This window comes from Thermanaerothrix daxensis, assembly GCF_001306145.1.
Classification (GTDB): domain Bacteria; phylum Chloroflexota; class Anaerolineae; order Anaerolineales; family Anaerolineaceae; genus Thermanaerothrix; species Thermanaerothrix daxensis.
In genome coordinates, this window is sequence record NZ_LGKO01000002.1 from 142723 (window position 1) to 158900 (window position 16178).

Annotated in this window: 15 protein-coding genes; 7 read left to right on the forward strand and 8 right to left on the reverse strand. The window is 58.1% G+C overall.

Annotated features, from left to right (window positions below):
- Positions 1-189 precede the first annotated feature (189 nt).
- The 7 genes from SE15_RS00745 to SE15_RS00775 all read left to right on the forward strand — a co-directional run bounded on the left by SE15_RS00745 (position 190) and on the right by SE15_RS00775 (position 6648).
- Complete coding sequence (locus SE15_RS00745) at positions 190-1191, forward strand: ABC transporter substrate-binding protein (protein WP_054520197.1); 1002 nt, start codon at positions 190-192, stop codon at positions 1189-1191.
- 58 nt (positions 1192-1249) lie between these two features.
- Positions 1250-2251, forward strand: a complete 1002-nt coding sequence (locus SE15_RS00750) for a FecCD family ABC transporter permease (protein WP_054520198.1) — start codon at positions 1250-1252, stop codon at positions 2249-2251.
- Between the two features lies 1 nt (position 2252).
- Positions 2253-3086 (forward strand): helical backbone metal receptor, encoded by an 834-nt coding sequence (locus SE15_RS00755; protein WP_054520199.1) that lies wholly within the window; start codon positions 2253-2255, stop codon positions 3084-3086.
- Positions 3083-4003, forward strand: coding sequence for an ABC transporter ATP-binding protein (locus tag SE15_RS00760; RefSeq protein ID WP_054520200.1), 921 nt, complete (start codon positions 3083-3085; stop codon positions 4001-4003). Before SE15_RS00755 ends, SE15_RS00760 begins: the two co-directional genes overlap by 4 nt.
- A gap of 134 nt (positions 4004-4137) precedes the next feature.
- The gene (locus SE15_RS00765; RefSeq protein WP_054520201.1) at positions 4138-5250 is read left to right on the forward strand and encodes a response regulator; all 1113 of its coding nucleotides are present in this window, start codon (positions 4138-4140) and stop codon (positions 5248-5250) included.
- Positions 5243-6001 (forward strand): DsbA family protein, encoded by a 759-nt coding sequence (locus SE15_RS00770; RefSeq protein WP_054520202.1) that lies wholly within the window; start codon positions 5243-5245, stop codon positions 5999-6001. Before SE15_RS00765 ends, SE15_RS00770 begins: the two co-directional genes overlap by 8 nt.
- Positions 5998-6648, forward strand: a complete 651-nt coding sequence (locus SE15_RS00775) for a deoxynucleoside kinase (protein ID WP_054520203.1) — start codon at positions 5998-6000, stop codon at positions 6646-6648. Before SE15_RS00770 ends, SE15_RS00775 begins: the two co-directional genes overlap by 4 nt.
- A gap of 38 nt (positions 6649-6686) precedes the next feature.
- On the opposite strand, the gene SE15_RS00780 is transcribed toward SE15_RS00775, so the two are convergent.
- The 8 genes from SE15_RS00780 to SE15_RS00815 form a co-directional block, all read right to left on the reverse strand.
- Positions 6687-6947, reverse strand: a complete 261-nt coding sequence (locus SE15_RS00780) for a stage V sporulation protein S (protein ID WP_054520204.1) — start codon at positions 6945-6947, stop codon at positions 6687-6689.
- Between the two features lie 171 nt (positions 6948-7118).
- Positions 7119-8528, reverse strand: coding sequence for an NADP-dependent isocitrate dehydrogenase (gene icd / locus SE15_RS00785; protein ID WP_054520205.1), 1410 nt, complete (start codon positions 8526-8528; stop codon positions 7119-7121).
- Between the two features lie 169 nt (positions 8529-8697).
- Positions 8698-9897, reverse strand: a complete 1200-nt coding sequence (locus SE15_RS00790) for a pyridoxal phosphate-dependent aminotransferase (RefSeq protein WP_054520206.1) — start codon at positions 9895-9897, stop codon at positions 8698-8700.
- 33 nt (positions 9898-9930) lie between these two features.
- On the reverse strand, positions 9931-10155 hold the full coding sequence (locus SE15_RS00795) for a hypothetical protein (RefSeq protein ID WP_054520207.1): 225 nt from the start codon (positions 10153-10155) through the stop codon (positions 9931-9933).
- A complete protein-coding gene (locus SE15_RS00800; RefSeq protein WP_083461597.1) occupies positions 10143-11153 on the reverse strand; it encodes a sugar phosphate nucleotidyltransferase in 1011 nt (336 codons plus the stop codon). Before SE15_RS00800 ends, SE15_RS00795 begins: the two co-directional genes overlap by 13 nt.
- A 56-nt stretch (positions 11154-11209) precedes the next feature.
- Entirely contained in the window at positions 11210-14062 is a 2853-nt protein-coding gene (locus SE15_RS00805; protein ID WP_083461598.1) for a cation-translocating P-type ATPase, read from the reverse strand.
- A gap of 175 nt (positions 14063-14237) precedes the next feature.
- Positions 14238-15560 (reverse strand): glucose-1-phosphate adenylyltransferase, encoded by a 1323-nt coding sequence (locus SE15_RS00810; RefSeq protein ID WP_054520208.1) that lies wholly within the window; start codon positions 15558-15560, stop codon positions 14238-14240.
- A 78-nt stretch (positions 15561-15638) separates the two neighbouring features.
- The gene (locus SE15_RS00815; protein WP_054520209.1) at positions 15639-16133 is read right to left on the reverse strand and encodes an RpiB/LacA/LacB family sugar-phosphate isomerase; all 495 of its coding nucleotides are present in this window, start codon (positions 16131-16133) and stop codon (positions 15639-15641) included.
- Between the last annotated feature and the right edge of the window lie 45 nt (positions 16134-16178).

The window sequence follows — 16178 nt, forward strand, 5'->3', positions numbered from 1 at the left end:
ACCTCCCTGTCCTCACGACAGGGAGGTTCCGTTTTGATTGCCGGAGCCGCGGCCAAGATCATACCTATCCTCATGTAACCCCCACCTGGTCAGTTGGCCCGCTGGCCGGGGGCAGTATGCCTTACGAGAGGGCCAAACCTTAGTAAACCGACACGATTGCGTTGGTAAATGCAAAAGGAGAAGTGGACAATGAAGCGATTTTCTCAACTTTTGATCATCTTCGTGTTACTTGGGTGGGTCCTTGGCGCGTGTGCTCCTGCAACACCCGAGGTATCTACGCCAGGCCCAACCCTCACTGAAACGGCGGTTCTCCTGGCAACGGCAACGCCAGCACCAACGGTTACGCCGGTAGCGCAGATCTCGGCCACTGATGGGCTGGGACGTGAGGTGACTCTGGAAGCACCTGCCCAGCGCATCATCTCTCTGGCGCCCTCAAATACCGAAATCCTATTCGCGCTGGGGGCAGGGAGACAGGTGATTGCCCGGGATGCGTTCTCCGATTATCCTCCTGAGGTTGCCTCTGTGACGGATATTGGCTCCACGTGGGAGGTGCTTAACCTGGAGCAACTGGTTGCATTGCAGCCCGATTTGGTTCTGGCTGCGGGCATCCAATCTCCAGAGCAGGTAAAAGCCATGGAAGAGGCTGGATTGACGGTGTTCCTGGTCCCCAATCCTGTAACCCTGGAGGACCTTTATGCCAATCTGGACGTGGTAGGACGACTGACCGGGCACGAGGATGAAGCCGCCGCTCTCATCGAGAGTCTCAAGGCGCGAGTGGCTGCAGTAGATGCGAAGATTGCGACGGTGAGCCGGAGGCCCAGAGTTTTTTATGAATTGGATGCTTCGCAAGACCCAACCAAACCCTGGACGGCAGGGCCAGGCTCGTTCCACGATGCGCTGATTGCTCGTGCGGGTGGGATCAACATTGCAGCAGTGTTGGATAGCTCCTGGGCGCAGATGAGCCTGGAACAAATCGTGGCTGCCGATCCTGATCTGATTTTGCTTGGGGATACCAAATGGGGCACCACACCCGAGGCGGTGGCACAGCGCCCTGGCTGGGGCAATCTGCGTGCAGTGAAAAGTGGACAGGTCATTCCCTTTGATGATGACCTTATCAGCCGGCCCGGCCCGCGTTTGGTGGATGCCCTGGAGAATCTGGCTAAAATCTTCCACCCCGAATTGTTCAAGTAAAAGACGCTGGACCCCATCCCGAACCCCGGGTTTGGGGTGGGGTCAACCTGATATGACGATGAAAAAAACAATTTCCTGGTATGTGCTTCTGGTTGGGTTGGGACTGGCGCTTGGGCTCAGCGCTGCAATGGGTTCGGTGAGCATTCCGCTGCCGGAAATCTGGCGCACGCTCATCGGGCAGGCCACTCATGCGGCCCACCACACCATTTTGTGGGAGATACGTTTGCCCCGCACGGTGCTGATTGCGTTGACCGGGGCGGCGCTGGGCGGGAGTGGAGCGGCCTATCAGGGGCTTTTCCGCAATCCGCTGGCCGATCCCTACTTGATTGGGGTGGCCTCGGGAGCCGGGCTGGGTGCGGTTGTGGCAATGAGCCTGCGCTGGCCCTACTCATTTTGGGGGTTGATGGCTGTGCCGGCCATGGCTTTTGTTGGGGCCATGTTGACCGTGCTGGTGGTCATGGCATTGGCCCGCAGTGGTCACGCTCTGCCTACCGCCAACCTGATTCTCGCGGGTGTAGCGGTCTCCTCGTTTGCCTCGGCATTGACCTCCTTTTTGATGTTGCGTTCAACTGGTGAGTTACGGCGGGCCCTGGCGTGGCTGTTGGGAGGCGCCGCTCTGGGGGGGTGGCCAGCGGTGGGGGGCATGCTGCCTTATCTGATCGTGGGGCTAGGTGGTCTGATGATCAGCGGGCATGCGCTGAACGTGCTCCAATTTGGTGACGAGCAGGCTCAGCAATTGGGGCTGAACGTGTCTCGGGTGCGAACCTGGATTCTGCTTGCCGCAGCGCTCAGCACGGCTGCCGCAGTCTCGTTTGCGGGCATCATCGGCTTTATCGGGCTGATCGTGCCGCATGTGATGCGTCTGATCTTCACACCGGATTATCGTTACCTGATCCCGTTGAGCGTTCTGGGTGGATCAACAGCATTGCTACTGGCGGATGTGCTGGCACGAGTGCTTTTAGCCCCTCAAGAACTGCCGGTGGGAATTATCACCGCATTAGCGGGGGCACCGTTCTTTCTCTGGCTTTTGCGCCGCAGCAAGGTGCAGGGAGTGGGATGAGATGGCGACTAAATTGCGCTTGTTTTGTGATCCATTGGGGCAGAGGGTGGAACTGGCTTTTCCGCCTCAGCGGATTGTGAGCCTGGTGTCGGGGCTGACTGAGGCGCTTTTTGCACTGGGGTGTGGAGAACGCGTGGTGGGGGTTTCAACCTACTGTCGGCGCTATGTTCCGGACCTACAGGCCGAGGTAGTGGGGGATTACCTTAAAGTGGATCTGGATCGCTTGCAAGAAGTGCGTCCGGACCTGATACTACTTACCACTGGGGTGCAGCGATCATTGGCGCTCCACCTGGTGCGGCAGGGGTGGCCTGTGTTTGTGTTGCCACTGCCCAACAGCGTGTACGGGATTTGGGAGAATCTCGTGATGCTGGGGGGATTGGTAGGGGCGGTACAGGCCGCGCGCAACCTGGTGGCGCGCTGGCAGGCTTGTTTTGCCGACCTGGCGACGCGGGCGCTTCAGCCGCGCCCACGGGTCTACGCTGAACTCTGGTTTGGCCCTCATCCACGCACACCGGGGGCGCTAACGTTCATCCACGATTTGATTGAAGCGGCGGGAGGGGAGAATCTTTTTGGGTCTCAGCCTGCCGGGTATCTCCCTCTGGATTTGGATGCTGTGATGCAGCAAAAACCCGATATATGGTTGCTTTTCTCGGAGCCAGAGTATCCGGTTGATGCGGCGGCGCTTATGCGGATGCGTGGGTGGGATGTCGGCTTACCGGATATGCGGATTGTGGTCTCAACGGTGCAACGAGGGCAAAACCTGATCCATGATGGGCCCTCAATGATGGAGACGGCAGCCTGGTTGCAGGCTCGTTTTGCGGAGGTTGTGGCATGAACACCCCATTGAAATCAGAAAATGCTTCCCAGGCCGATGTAGGTCGGCTATACCTGGAAGGGGTGACAGTCATCTTGCAGGGGCAACACATCCTGGAGGATGTGTCTATGAGCCTTGAGCGAGGGCAGGTGGTAGCCCTCATTGGGCCAAACGGCGCCGGCAAATCCACCCTGATTCGGGCTATCAGCGGCCTGATCGCCCCCCAGGCAGGGGTTATTCGAGTGGGTGACTTGGACTTGATACGTGCGACCCCCTGGCAACGTGCCCGGTATCTGGCAGTAGTGCCCCAGGTCAATCAGTTACCACCTGCTTTCACCGTGTGGCAGACGGTGCTCCTGGGGCGCACTCCCTATCTGAATTTCCTGGGGCAGGTTTCTCCGCGTGATGAAGCCATGGCCCGCCAGGCCCTGGAGCAGGTGGAAGCCCTGCATCTGGCGGAGCGTTGCCTGTCCGAACTTTCCGGCGGAGAGTTGCAACGAATTTTGCTGGCGCGCGCGCTGGCTCAGCAGACGCCTTTCCTGCTTTTGGACGAACCGACCACGCATCTGGATTTGCAGTACCAGATTGCCTTACTAACCCACCTGCGTCATCTGGCGGATAACAGCATGACCTCAGATCTCCCCCGTCGAGGGGTGCTGATGGTGCTGCATGATCTGAATCTGACGGTACGCTACGCTGACTGTGTGGCGCTTCTGGTCGGAGGTCGCCTGTGGGCCTGGGGCACAACCCGTGAGGTCCTCCAGCCGGGCTTGCTGAGCCGCGCTTTTGGGGTACCGATTTCGATGACCGAGACCTCACCCGATGGCTACCCGTTATTCGTGCCACTCTCCCCGGCCCAAAGCGGGATAGAGCATCTTTCTGCCCATCCGGAGGCTGAGGGGGTGCTGACTTTTGCCGAACTGCCCCCATCCGCATAGAAAAGTGTTCCGATGCGGTCTGTCTGAAGGTTTAGGGGTAATTCACCTGCTCGAGAACTCCTTCCTTGAGGGGCGTTCTGCGGCGGTAAAATCCTGTATAATAGGCTCAACCGAACCTTGCCAGGGGAGTGCCTATGGCCGTGCGCCGGGTATTGATTGTCGAAGATACGCTAGAACTGGGGCGCATGTTGCGCAGCGCCCTGCTGACCCTTGACCCCGCTCTGGATATCCAGGTAATGCCCTCGGCAGAGGAAGCCCTGTTGGAGATATCGCGCCAGCATGCCGATCTGTTGATCGCTGATATTCGCCTTCCGGGAATGTCGGGGCTGGATCTGGTCAGCAAATTACACCAGCGTTTTCCTCAAACTCCCTGCATTCTGATCACGGCATTAACGGAGGAGGGATTGGCGCACCGTGCTCAGGAGGCGGGCGCGGTGTATTTTCTGCGCAAGCCGCTGAGCATGGGCACGTTTCTAGATGCGGTTGCCAAGGTACTGGGAATAACCCCGTCTGCGCCGTCGCTTGCTGAAGCCAGGGTAGAGAAGGAAGAAGGTCCTCGTCTCTCGATGCGGTTGGGGCGTTTGCGCCAGACCTTAAACGCGTTAGCCGTGTACTTGCTGGATGATCGCGGTCACATTGTGGCCCAGGCGGGAGATTGGTTACCCTCTTACTTCGAGCCCGAGTGGATCCCTCCACTGATGACGGCGCTCAGTGCGGGAATCAAGGTCTCACGCCTGATTCGTCCCGGCCCACCCCAGGGGGTGATGGCCTTCAAGGGCACTGAAGTAGATGTGATTTTTGCGCCGGTGGGGGTCTTTGGACTGGTGCTGGTGACCCCGGCCGCGGAGAGCACCGTACGTCTGCCGCTGGCTTTTGAGGCGGTGCTCCAGGCGGCGCAGGAGGTGGCGCGGATCTTGGACGAGATGGGCGCACCCTATCTCACCGTGACTACCGCTACACCGCCTCCTGAACCGCCCCTGACCCTGCCCCCCGGTGTGGAGGCAGAGGTCATTCCAGAAGAAGTTCTACCGGCCGAAGCACCCGAACTGGAGCCTTTGATGGAAAGCCTGCAGCAGCCCCCTCTACCGGGTGATCCGCAAGCGATTGATGCCTTCTGGGAGGCTGCTGTTGAAGGGGAAGCGGCGCCTCCGCTCACGCCCGAGGCTCTGACCTACGAGCAGGCACGTCGTTTGGGCCTGGCTCCTGAAAGCGAATCTGAAACCGAGGATGACGACACACATGAGTGAATCAATGCCGCTACCGGAGACTCCCGACTCATTCAGTCCCCCTGTTTCTACGCCACAGCCCAGGCCTTCCCGGCGTTGGGTAGTGGTGGGGCTTGGCCTGGCCGCTTTCCTGCTGGGATTGGCGGCAGGTTATGGAATCTGGGGGCGCGAGGTTGCCAGTCTGAAAGCCCAACTGGCTGCTCAACAAGCCGAGGCGGACACACCGCGTCAGGTGACTCGTTACGATGTGCCGGTGGATGATGACCCGGTATATGGACCGGCGGATGCGCCCATCACGATCATTGAATTCAGCGACTTTCAGTGCCCGTACTGCCAACGTTGGCATGTTCAGGTCTGGCCGAAGATTCAGGCGGCGTATGGGGATAAGGTGCGCCTGGTGTATCGCGATTTTCCGCTGTATAGTATTCATCCGGAGGCTGGGCCGGCTGCCGAGGCGGCGAATTGTGCCAACGAGCAGGGCAAATTCTGGGAGTTCCACGACCTGCTTTTCAGCGGGGAACTTACTTTGGGGCGAGAAGCCTATTTGGCCTATGCCGAGCGCCTGGGCTTGAAAATGCAACAGTTCACCACCTGTCTGGATGAACGGCGCTACCAGGGCGAGGTGGAAGATGATTACGCCTATGCGGTTGACCTGGGCATCAATTCCACCCCCACCTTTTTCATCAACGGGATTGCCCTGCTGGGCGCACAGCCGTTTGAGGTCTTTCAGCAAGTGATCGAACTGGAACTGGCAGGGAAACTCAGCAAATGAAAAAATATATCATTGTGGCAGGTAATATTGGGGTGGGAAAATCTACCCTGGTGCGCTTGTTGTGCGAGCGCATGGCCTGGCAACCTTATTACGAGCCGGAGATCGAAAACCCCTACCTGAGCGATTTCTACCGTGATATGCAGGCGTGGGCGTTCCATTCGCAGGTGTTTTTCCTGGCTCATCGCCTGCGCATTCACCTCCAAATTCAACGTAGTCCTCATTCAGCCGTGCAGGATCGCAGTCTGTATGAGGATGCGGAGATTTTTGCTCACGGGCTTTTCTTGCAAGGGGCGCTAAGTGAACGTGATTATGCTACGTACTGGGCGCTCTACCAAGCGGCATGTGATTGCCTGACCCCGCCCGATCTGATGATTTACCTGCGCGCCTCAACCGCGACCCTGCAGCGGCGCATTGCTCAGCGCCACCGTCCCTATGAACGAGAAATCCCACTCGGTTACCTGGAACGGCTCAATGCGCTTTATGAGGCGTGGGTGGCAGGTTTTACCCTCTGTCCGGTCTTGACGGTACCCGCCGATGACCTGGACTACGTTGCACGCCCCCGCCATTTTGAACTGGTCCTGCAAAAGGTTCAGGAGAAACTAACCGGTAAGGAAGAAGTACGGTTTGATCCGGCAGAGGTCGCCTGAACTTTGCTGGTTCACTGCGCGCTCAGGGGAGGCAGGGTTCAGCGTGGTTCAACAATCAGTTTAATCGCGGTGCGGATTTTCCCTTCGATGTCCACATCCACAAACTCGGGGATGCACACGATGGAGATACCATCCTCCATCAGATACCCCCTGGCCAGCACCAATGCTTTGATGGCCTGGTTGACGGCGCCGGCGCCGATGGCCTGCACCTCGGCACGTTTGTGCTCGCGGACTACGCCAGCGATGGCTCCTGCTACGGCTGCGGTGCGGGAATTTGCCTTGACCTTGATGACGTCCATTGCGCGCTCCTTTTCTTCGGTGTCTAGCCCACGTGCAACATGCTCCCTGCATGCAAATTTAATGTGTATTTCATTGTAGCGAAAATATTTTGTGCATTCAAGTCAAAATGCGCAGGAATTTTTTTGGGCCGCCTCTTGCCGCGCTGGCCAGGGGGATCTCCTTGCTCTGCCTTAATCTGCCATATGGTGGATGATGGCATCGCCAAATTCGGAGCAGCGCACTTCGGTGGCATCGGGCATTAAGCGGGCAAAATCATAAGTCACCGTGCGGGCTGAAATGGCGCCCTCCATTCCCTTGATAATCAGGTCTGCGGCTTCGTGCCAGCCTAGATAGCGTAGCATCATCTCCCCCGAAAGAATCACCGAGCCCGGGTTGACTTTATCCAGGTCGGCGTATTTGGGGGCAGTGCCGTGGGTGGCCTCAAAGATGGCATGGCCACTCTCAAAGTTAATATTGGCACCGGGGGCGATGCCGATTCCGCCTACCTGTGCCGCCAGGGCATCGGAGAGGTAATCCCCATTCAGATTGGGGGTGGCTAGGACGTCGAAATCGCGTGGGCGGGTCAGCACGTGCTGGAAGGTTACATCGGCGATGGTATCTTTGATGAGCAGGAGGTGCTTCCATTTGCCGTCCCCATGGGTGGGCCAGAGGGTGGCCAGGGTGTTTTCAACTTCCGCTCGTATTGCTGCTTGCTGGTCAGGAGGGAGCATATCGTAGCCCGGTTCGATCAGGCGGGCATTCTCCTCGATGCTCAGATTGGGATTCTGCTCGCGGTTGGAAAGAATCCAGGCTTCGCGTTCGGTGACGATTTGGTGCCGAAACTCCCGCTTGGCCAGGGCGTACCCCCAGTCACGAAAGGCTCCCTCGGTGAATTTCATGATGTTGCCCTTATGCACCAGCGTCACACTGCGGCGGCGGTTTTCCAAAGCCCAGCGAATGGCGGCGCGCACCAAGCGCTCGGTACCCTGCACCGAGATGGGCTTGAGACTGAAGCCAGCGGTCTCTGGAAAGCGGATTTTGGCAAACTGATCGGGGAAGTGCTCTCGCAAGAGGGCCTTAAAGCGCTCGGCGTCGGCGGTACCGTGCTGAAATTCGATCCCGGTGTAGATATCTTCAGTGTTTTCACGGAAAATGACCATATCTACCAGTTCGGGCTGGCGCACCGGCGAGGGAACGCCTTCGAAGTAGCGAACCGGACGCAAGCAGACGTAAAGATCAAGAGCCTTGCGCAGTGCCACATTCAGGGAGCGGATGCCGCCCCCGATGGGTGTGGTGAGCGGACCTTTGATCCCTACTCTGAATTCTTGAAAGGCTTGCAGGGTTTCATCCGGCAACCAGGTGTGGAACTGGCGGAAGGATTTCTCGCCGGCATACACTTCCATCCAGTAAATCTTGCGTCGGCCGCCGTAGGCGCGGGCAACGGCAGCATCAAAGACGCGCACGGCGGCGCGCCAGATATCCCGCCCTGTGCCATCTCCCTCCACATAGGGAATGATGGGGTTATCGGGAACGTGAAGTCGTCCTTCTGAGAATTGAATGGCTTCCCCGGCGGGGGGAACCTGAATCAATTGGTAGGCCATGACACCTCCTCCAAGCCGTGATTTAACCGCGGATTATATCACGGCTGATTGGGTCAGATTAGCCCGTATTCGGTTGACCGGGGATGAAGCAACCGGAAAAGCCACCTGGGGAAGATGCGGGGCTCGTCGCACCCCATTCTGCTACCGGGTGGAGGTGCGCTCGGCACTTTTATAGTCGTTTCAGGAAGCGCTCAATGCGGCGCAGGGCTTCCTCGATCTTCTCGTAAGCGGTGGCATACGAGCAACGCACAAAGCCCTCCCCACCGGCTCCAAATGCTGAACCGGGCACCACGGCAACGTGTTCTTCCTGGAGCAGGCGCTGGGCGAAGGTTTCATCATCCAACCCGGTCACGCTGACCTTGGGAAAAGCGTAGAAGGCTCCCTTGGGTTCAAAGGTGGGCAGCCCCATGCGATTTAGTTCGCTGACGATCAGACGGCGTCGGCGGTCGTATTCTTCAACCATCATCTGCACTGCCTCATCGCGGTCGTAAAGGGCCGTCAGTGCGGCAATCTGCGACATGGTCGGGGCCGACATCACCGTGTACTGGTGCACACGGAGCAGACCCTGCATCAGATGCTGGGGACCACAGGCATAGCCGATGCGCCAGCCGGTCATGGCGTAGTCTTTTGAGAATCCCCCCAGCAGGAGTGAGCGTCCTTTCATCCCTGGCAAGGAGGGGAAGCAGACGTGCTGATGACCCGCATAGACCAGGCGGTCGTAAATCTCATCTGAAATGACGATCAAATCGTGTTTCTCGGCCAGGCGGGCGATCTCCAGCAGGCGTTCACGGGTGGCGACGGCTCCGGTGGGGTTGTTGGGGAAGCCAATCAGGATGGCTTTGGTGCGCGGAGTAATGGCCGCCTCGATGGCTTGCGGGTTTACATCGAAGTTGTCTTCCATGCGGCAGGGAATTTCAATGGGTACCCCACCCGCCAGGTATACCTGGGCCTGGTAGGAGACAAAGCAGGGTGTGGGGATGATGACCTCATCACCCGGGTCAAGCAGGGCGGTGGCCGCCAGATAAAGAGCTTCCGACCCACCCACGGTAATGATGATCTCGGTTTGGGGATCGTAACTCACGCCGTAAAGCCGTTCCAGATGGGCGGCCAGGGCCTGGCGCAATTCCAGGATGCCGGCATTAGAGGTGTAATGGGTTTGACCACTGCGCAAGGCCTGAATACCCGCCTCAATCACCGAGGGGGGCGTATCAAAATCGGGTTCGCCGATGCCCAGGGAGATGACGTCTTTCATGGTGGCGGCAATGTCAAAAAAGCGCCGAATGCCGGAGGGCTTGAGGCTGGCCACGCGCTGTGAGAGGTAGGTGGTGCGTGTAGAGGCGGTGGGAAAGGTGGAGGAAGTGGAAGACATGGTGCTCTGGCTCCTTCTTACAATAATGAGATCTTATAACGGATTAACCCGCCACTCGTCGTAAAGTTCGCCGTAAAACAACTCAAAACGCCGTCCATCGCGAACCCGAATGCGAAAACACTTTCCACCGGGGATGCGCCAACGCTCCTCGATGACGTCAACCTCCAGGCGTTCCCCTTCCCAATGAATGGCGATAGGGCGTTCGGCATATTCATAACCGGAATGACATTCCACCGGCTCGGGGTTCATCTCACCCATGCATCATCTCCCAGATTCGCGCGCTGGGCCGATCCCTCAACGCGCGTGCGTCGCCCCAGCAAGGAGGCTTTCAGCACGACCTCGCGTACCTGGGCTTCCTCATCTAAAATGCTATCGCTGATCACGCACGACTCCAAAACGCACCCACGTCCCACCGATACGTGTGGCCCGACGACCACGTTTTGCAGGTGGGCTTCGGGGTGAACAAAGACTGGCGGGATCACGGCCACGCCGGGGCGTTGCGCCACCTCGGCGCTGTTGTCATGCCCGTGTTCGAGCAAGTAGCGATTGGTTTCCAGCAGGGCATCGGGGATACCGGCATCCAGCCAGACCTCAACGGTCTGGGTGCGGAAGCGCGCGCCGCGCTCGAGAAGAATGTTGATGGCATCTACCAGGAAGAACTCATTGCGCAGTGCCAGTCCGCGCCGCATTTGCTCCTCAATGGCCTCTACCAGCGCCTCGCCGCTGCGGAAGTAGTAGAAGCCCACCACCACCAAATTGTTCGAGAGGTCTTGGGGCTTCTCAACCAGCCGGGTGACCCAGCCCTCGGCGTTGACCTCAGCCACGCCAAAGCGCCGTGGATCCGGCACCGGTTTCACCCAGGCGATCCCGTCTACATCGGTGTGTGAGAGGAAGGATAGATCGGTTTCAATGAGGGTATCGGAGAATGCCATCAGCACGGGGCCGTGCAAGAACTCGCGCGCCAGGTAGAGCGCATCTGACTGTCCACGCATGACCTCCTGCACCACGTAGTGCACCTTCATGTCGGGGTGGTGCTGGCGCATGTGGGCTTCTACCGGCGCCTGCTGACCGGGACCTACGATGAACACATACGTCACGGAATAGTGGGAAGGCACGGTATTGAATTGGGCCAGCACATAATCCAGAACGGTCTTACCCGCCAGAGGAAGAAGGGGCTTGGGTTTGTTCCAGGTGTGGGGGCGCATGCGAGTGCCGAAGCCGGCCATTGGGATGGTGATCGTGAGCGTCTGAGTCAAGCCTGCCTCCAAAGATGAGGAATGAGAGGGATGTGTGTTAATTGTATCATTGCCGCTCAACGTTGTACCTTACGCATTCCTAACACTGCTTTGGTGATCTCGGCTACCACAGCAGGCAGAAAGATCAGGGGCAAGATGAGTTTCCAGTGCTCCCAGGTGAGAGGAACCGTGGCAAAGATGGGGTTAAAGAAAGGCACATACACCACCATCAATAGCAGGGCCATCGAACTGAGTACCGCCAGGTTCATCCAGCGATTGCTGAAGACCCCGATTTTCAGCAGTGGGTAGCGCTCGGAGCGGGCGGTGTAGGCGCGCAGTAATTCCGAACTGGAGAGGGTGACAAACGCCAGTGTCCCTGCCAGGGTGGTGTCCTGGCGCAGGCCCAGGCTAAAAGCAAGCAGGGTGGCAGCGGTAATGGCAACCGTTTGCGCGGCTACCCCGATTTGCATGAACCGGTTGATAATGGGCTCCTTGGGGGGGCGAGGTGGGTGGTCCATGATATCGGGTTCGCCTTTCTCCGTGCCCAGCGCCAGCGCGGGCGCGCCATCGGTGATGAGATTGAGCCAGAGCAGTTGGATGGGCAGAAGCGGTGAGAGCACCCTTCCCGCCACGGGGAAGAGCCAGCGTCCAAAGGCAGTGGGAAGGAAGATGATAAATATTTCAGCCAGATTGCACGAGATAAGGTAATAAACGAATTTGCGGATGTTGCTGTAAATAATGCGCCCCTGCTCTACCGCGGCGACGATGCTGGCGTAATTATCGTCCATCAGTACCATGTCGGCGGTCTCTTTCGTAACATCTGTGCCGGTAATGCCCATGGCAATGCCAATGTCGGCCCGCTTGATCGCCGGAGCGTCGTTGACGCCGTCGCCGGTCATGGCTACGATTTCCTCATTAGCCTTGAGGGCTTCAACGATGCGCAATTTGTGTTGGGGCGAGACGCGTGCGAAAACATCCGTGCGCTGCACTTCATGTTGTAGGGTGGCATCGTCCATGGCATCCAGTTGCGCACCCGTCAGCACTTGATGGTGCGGGTGCAGTAAACCGATGGCCTCAGCAATGGCGCGGGCTGTATTGGGGTAGTCGCCGGTGATCATGAGGGTGCGGATGCCGGCACGGGTGGCCTTCTGCAAAGCGGGGATCACCTCGGGGCGAGGCGGGTCAATCATTCCGATCAGGCCCACAAAGACCAGATCGTGCTCCAGGGCTTCAGGCTCGGTGTGCTCCGGCAGAGTGGGGACCACGCGGTAGGCCACACCCAAGACCCGCAATGCCTCGCGGGTCATGGCGTCATTGGCTTGCAAGATGCGCTGACGACTCGCTTCATCCAGTGGTTGGGGCTGGTCGTAACGATCCTGGTAGTAGCGGCACAAGCGCAACACCTCATCGGGTGCCCCTTTGACGGTAATTACATGCACGTTAGGGGAGATCGTCTCATTAAAGGGGGAAGCATCATCAGCACGAGGGGCGCGCACGGCGTGGACGGTTACCATGCGTTTGCGCACCGAATCGAAGGGAATTTCGTCCTCGCGTGGGTAAGCCATCTGCAGTTGCTCTGGAAGCGCGCCGGCTTTGGCCGCTGCCACCAGCAGAGCGCCCTCGGTGGGATCGCCCACTACGCGGTAGGCATTTTCGCCGTTGTTGGGATTGACCTCAAGCACAGCATCATTGTTGAGAGCGCCGATCCACAGCGCGGTAAGGACGGCGGGGTACTCATTGAAATCAACGGGTTGGCCGTTGATGGTGAATTCTCCTTCGGGCACATATCCCCTGCCGTTGATCTCGATGAAGGTCCCATCTACCCATAAGCGGGTGACGGTCATGGCGTTTTGAGTGAGCGTGCCGGTTTTATCTGAACAAATGACCGTGGCAGAGCCCAGTGTTTCTACCGAAGAGAGGCGGCGGATCAGCGCGTGGCGCCGGATCATCTCACGCATACCCAGGGCCAGGCTGATCGTCACAATGGCCGGCAGACCTTCCGGTACGGCGGCAATCGCCAAACTGACTGCCACCATGAACATTTCCAGGATGTTGCCCCCTTGCAAGATGCCGGTGAGGAAAACCAGCCCACAAATGACCAGCGCAGCAATGCCCAGAGTCCGGCCCAGTTGATCCAGTTTGCGCTGCAAGGGGGTTTCTTCTTCTTCCATGCTCTGAAGCAGGGTGGCAATCATGCCTAGTTGGGTGCGCATTCCGGTGCTGACCACGACCCCGCGCCCGCGGCCATACACCACCAGGGTGCCCATGAAAGCGGTATTCTTACGATCGCCAAGCGGTGCGTTTTCCTGGAGCAGGCTGGTCGCGTCCTTCTCGACTGCGATGGATTCGCCCGTTAGTGCAGCCTCTTCAATGCGCAGGTTGATGGCTTCAAGCAGGCGCAGGTCAGCCGGGACGTAGTTGCCCGCTTCCAGAAAGACAATATCACCGGGTACCAGATCACGTGCGGGGATGGTCTGGCGTCGTCCATCTCGCAAGACCTGGGCTTCCGGCGCTGCCAACTGGCGCAGGGCAGCCAGAGCCTGCTCGGCACGGCTCTCCTGGATCACCCCCAGCACAGCATTGAGGATCACAATGGCAATGATGGCCGCCGAATCTACCAGAGGCTCATGTTGTGAAATGCTGATGATACCCGAGATCACCGCGGCCACGATGAGCAGGATAACCACAAAGCTCTTTAGTTGGGCAACGACCATCTGCAGGAAGGTACGACGCCTGGCTTCGGCCAGCTGGTTAGGCCCAAACTGCGCCAGACGGCGCGCCGCTTCTTCGGTGGTCAGCCCGCTCTCCAGGGGAGTGCGCAGGCGTCGAATGGTTTCATGTGCGTTGAGGGCGTGCCAGGCAATGTTTAGGTCAGCGGGTGGCAGCGATGAAGCCAGTGAAGGGGTGGGGGTGAGTGAATTAGCCGTCATGCGCAATCTCCATGTCGTAATCGCTGAAGCAGGACAAAAGGAAGGCTTCCCTCAGGGAGGTAACCTGGGGCGCCCCAACGGTTAATTCTACTCTCATCTGCCGGGAATGAATACCACCACCCCACCCGCTGTTGGTAGGGTTTCTCCCTATAAACGTTGTTGGGATTGAAGGAGGTCAGGCTTTTTCTCCTGCCACCTGCACCTTTGGTTCTGAGGGTTTGAGTTCCGGGCCAATATAAGTTCCGGGTTTGATCAAAGCGTCTTTGGGAATCACCACGATGCCATCACGCACCACCCAGCCATCTCCATCCAGGTCGGTACCGCGCGGGAAGGGGCGGATAATCACGCCACGCCCAATGCGGGCGTTCTTGTCAATAATTGCACCCGAGATTTCGCAGCCGGGTCCAATGCCGATGGGAATGATCCCCAGCATGGTTTCATCGTAATCCTCACAACCGACCTTCTCATAATAATCGGCCCCCATGAGCACGGTGTTCTCGATGCGCGCTCCGTTGCGGATGCGACTGCGCAGGCCGATGACCGAACGGCGGATCTCCGCGTTGCGAATGCAGCACCCCTCTGCCAGGAGCACGTTTTCCAGCACACTGCGCTCAATGGTTGAACCGGGGAGAAAGCGAGGATGGGAATAAATGGGAAATTCTGGGTCGAAGAAGTTGAAGGGTGGATTCGGATCGGTCAAGGCAAGGTTGGTTTCATAGAAGGAACGGATGGTTCCAATGTCTTCCCAGTAGCCATCGAAATCGTAGGAGTAGACATGATGATAATTAATGGCATAGGGAATGACCTCCCCGCCGAAATCATCGAATTCCGGATGCTCTTCCAGTAGTTTCACCAGCACTTCAGTGTTAAAGAGGTAAATGCCCATAGAGCCGATATAAGGGCGTTCGGGATCGTCGCGGCTCACCATTTCAGCCAGCAAGTCGGGGTCTTTGGGCTTTTCGGCAAAGCGCACAATGCGCCCGGTCAGGTCGCGCTTGAGAATGCCGAAGCGTGGGGCTTCGGAGGTGGGCACGGGTTTGACGGCCACGGTGATTTCAGCCCCGCTCTCCAGGTGCTGGCGGAACATGGGCGCGTAATTCATGCGGTAAAGGTGGTCACCGGCCAGGATGAGTACATACCGTGCTCGGGTGGCGCGGATTTCAAAGAGCTGTTTGCGCACTGCATCGGCTGTACCCTGGTACCAATCACTGCTGGAAAGGGTTTGTTCTGCCGCCCAAATCTGCACCCAGCCGCGATGGAAGTTATCGAATTGGTAAGTATTGGTGATGTGACGATGCAGAGAGACGGAGTTGTACTGAGTGAGCACGGCAATGCGGAAAATGCCTGAGTTGATACAATTGCTAATGGGAATATCAATCAGGCGGTACTTGCCAGCAATGGGTACGGCCGGTTTGGAGCGCAGCAGGGTGAGCGGGAAAAGACGGGTACCCCGCCCGCCTCCCAAAATCACGGCTAAAACCTCATCTAATGCAGGCATGGGGCCTCCTTTTCAAACCGTTTAACCTTATTTTACAGATTTTTATCCCCCTAGCACAACCGGGTATGGGGCGATTTTTTATGTCAAATCGTTCCCGGCCGAGGGCGCAGTTGGGGTCTGGCGCGCTTCCAGTTCGGTAATCTGTGCCAGGCAAGCATCATCGGTGGGGTTGGGCTGATAGCGGGTTTGAAACCAGGTCGTGAGGATTTCCTTCGCCACTGGCCAGGAGGTAAGGCGCAGCGACAAGCACAGCACGTTGGCATTGTTCCAAAGGCGGGCGCCCCGGGCCGTTTCGGCATCCACACACAGCGCGGCGCGAATGCCGGGTACCTTGTTGGCGGCGATGCTAACGCCGGTACCGGTCCAGCAAAATAAGATGCCCTCATCTGCCGCCCCGCTGACTACCGCTTCGGCTACGCGGCGGGCCACTGCGGGCCAATACGTCTCGGGTGTGGTGTAGCTTTCACCCACCGGAGGCCCATAATACGTGACCTGATGGCCTTCTGCCTCTAAGTACTTAAGCACCTCTTCAACCACGTAGATCCTTTCATCTGCTCCAACCGCCAGTTTCATCTTGACCTCCTTCTCGGCCTACGCTTAAAAAGTACGATAAAATAG

Excerpts from the sequence above, each read along its gene's own strand:
- SE15_RS00780 (WP_054520204.1), bottom strand. The coding sequence starts at position 6,947 with ATGGACGTCATCAAGGTCAAGGCAAATTCCCGCACCGCAGCCGTAGCA.
- SE15_RS00760 (WP_054520200.1), top strand. The coding sequence starts at position 3,083 with ATGAACACCCCATTGAAATCAGAAAATGCTTCCCAGGCCGATGTAGGT.
- SE15_RS00815 (WP_054520209.1), bottom strand. The coding sequence starts at position 16,133 with ATGAAACTGGCGGTTGGAGCAGATGAAAGGATCTACGTGGTTGAAGAG.
- SE15_RS00750 (WP_054520198.1), top strand. The coding sequence starts at position 1,250 with ATGAAAAAAACAATTTCCTGGTATGTGCTTCTGGTTGGGTTGGGACTG.
- SE15_RS00745 (WP_054520197.1), top strand. The coding sequence starts at position 190 with ATGAAGCGATTTTCTCAACTTTTGATCATCTTCGTGTTACTTGGGTGG.
- SE15_RS00765 (WP_054520201.1), top strand. The coding sequence starts at position 4,138 with ATGGCCGTGCGCCGGGTATTGATTGTCGAAGATACGCTAGAACTGGGG.
- SE15_RS00810 (WP_054520208.1), bottom strand. The coding sequence starts at position 15,560 with ATGCCTGCATTAGATGAGGTTTTAGCCGTGATTTTGGGAGGCGGGCGG.
- SE15_RS00775 (WP_054520203.1), top strand. The coding sequence starts at position 5,998 with ATGAAAAAATATATCATTGTGGCAGGTAATATTGGGGTGGGAAAATCT.
- SE15_RS00770 (WP_054520202.1), top strand. The coding sequence starts at position 5,243 with ATGAGTGAATCAATGCCGCTACCGGAGACTCCCGACTCATTCAGTCCC.
- SE15_RS00755 (WP_054520199.1), top strand. The coding sequence starts at position 2,253 with ATGGCGACTAAATTGCGCTTGTTTTGTGATCCATTGGGGCAGAGGGTG.
- icd (WP_054520205.1), bottom strand. The coding sequence starts at position 8,528 with ATGGCCTACCAATTGATTCAGGTTCCCCCCGCCGGGGAAGCCATTCAA.
- SE15_RS00790 (WP_054520206.1), bottom strand. The coding sequence starts at position 9,897 with ATGTCTTCCACTTCCTCCACCTTTCCCACCGCCTCTACACGCACCACC.
- SE15_RS00795 (WP_054520207.1), bottom strand. The coding sequence starts at position 10,155 with ATGGGTGAGATGAACCCCGAGCCGGTGGAATGTCATTCCGGTTATGAA.
- SE15_RS00805 (WP_083461598.1), bottom strand. The coding sequence starts at position 14,062 with ATGACGGCTAATTCACTCACCCCCACCCCTTCACTGGCTTCATCGCTG.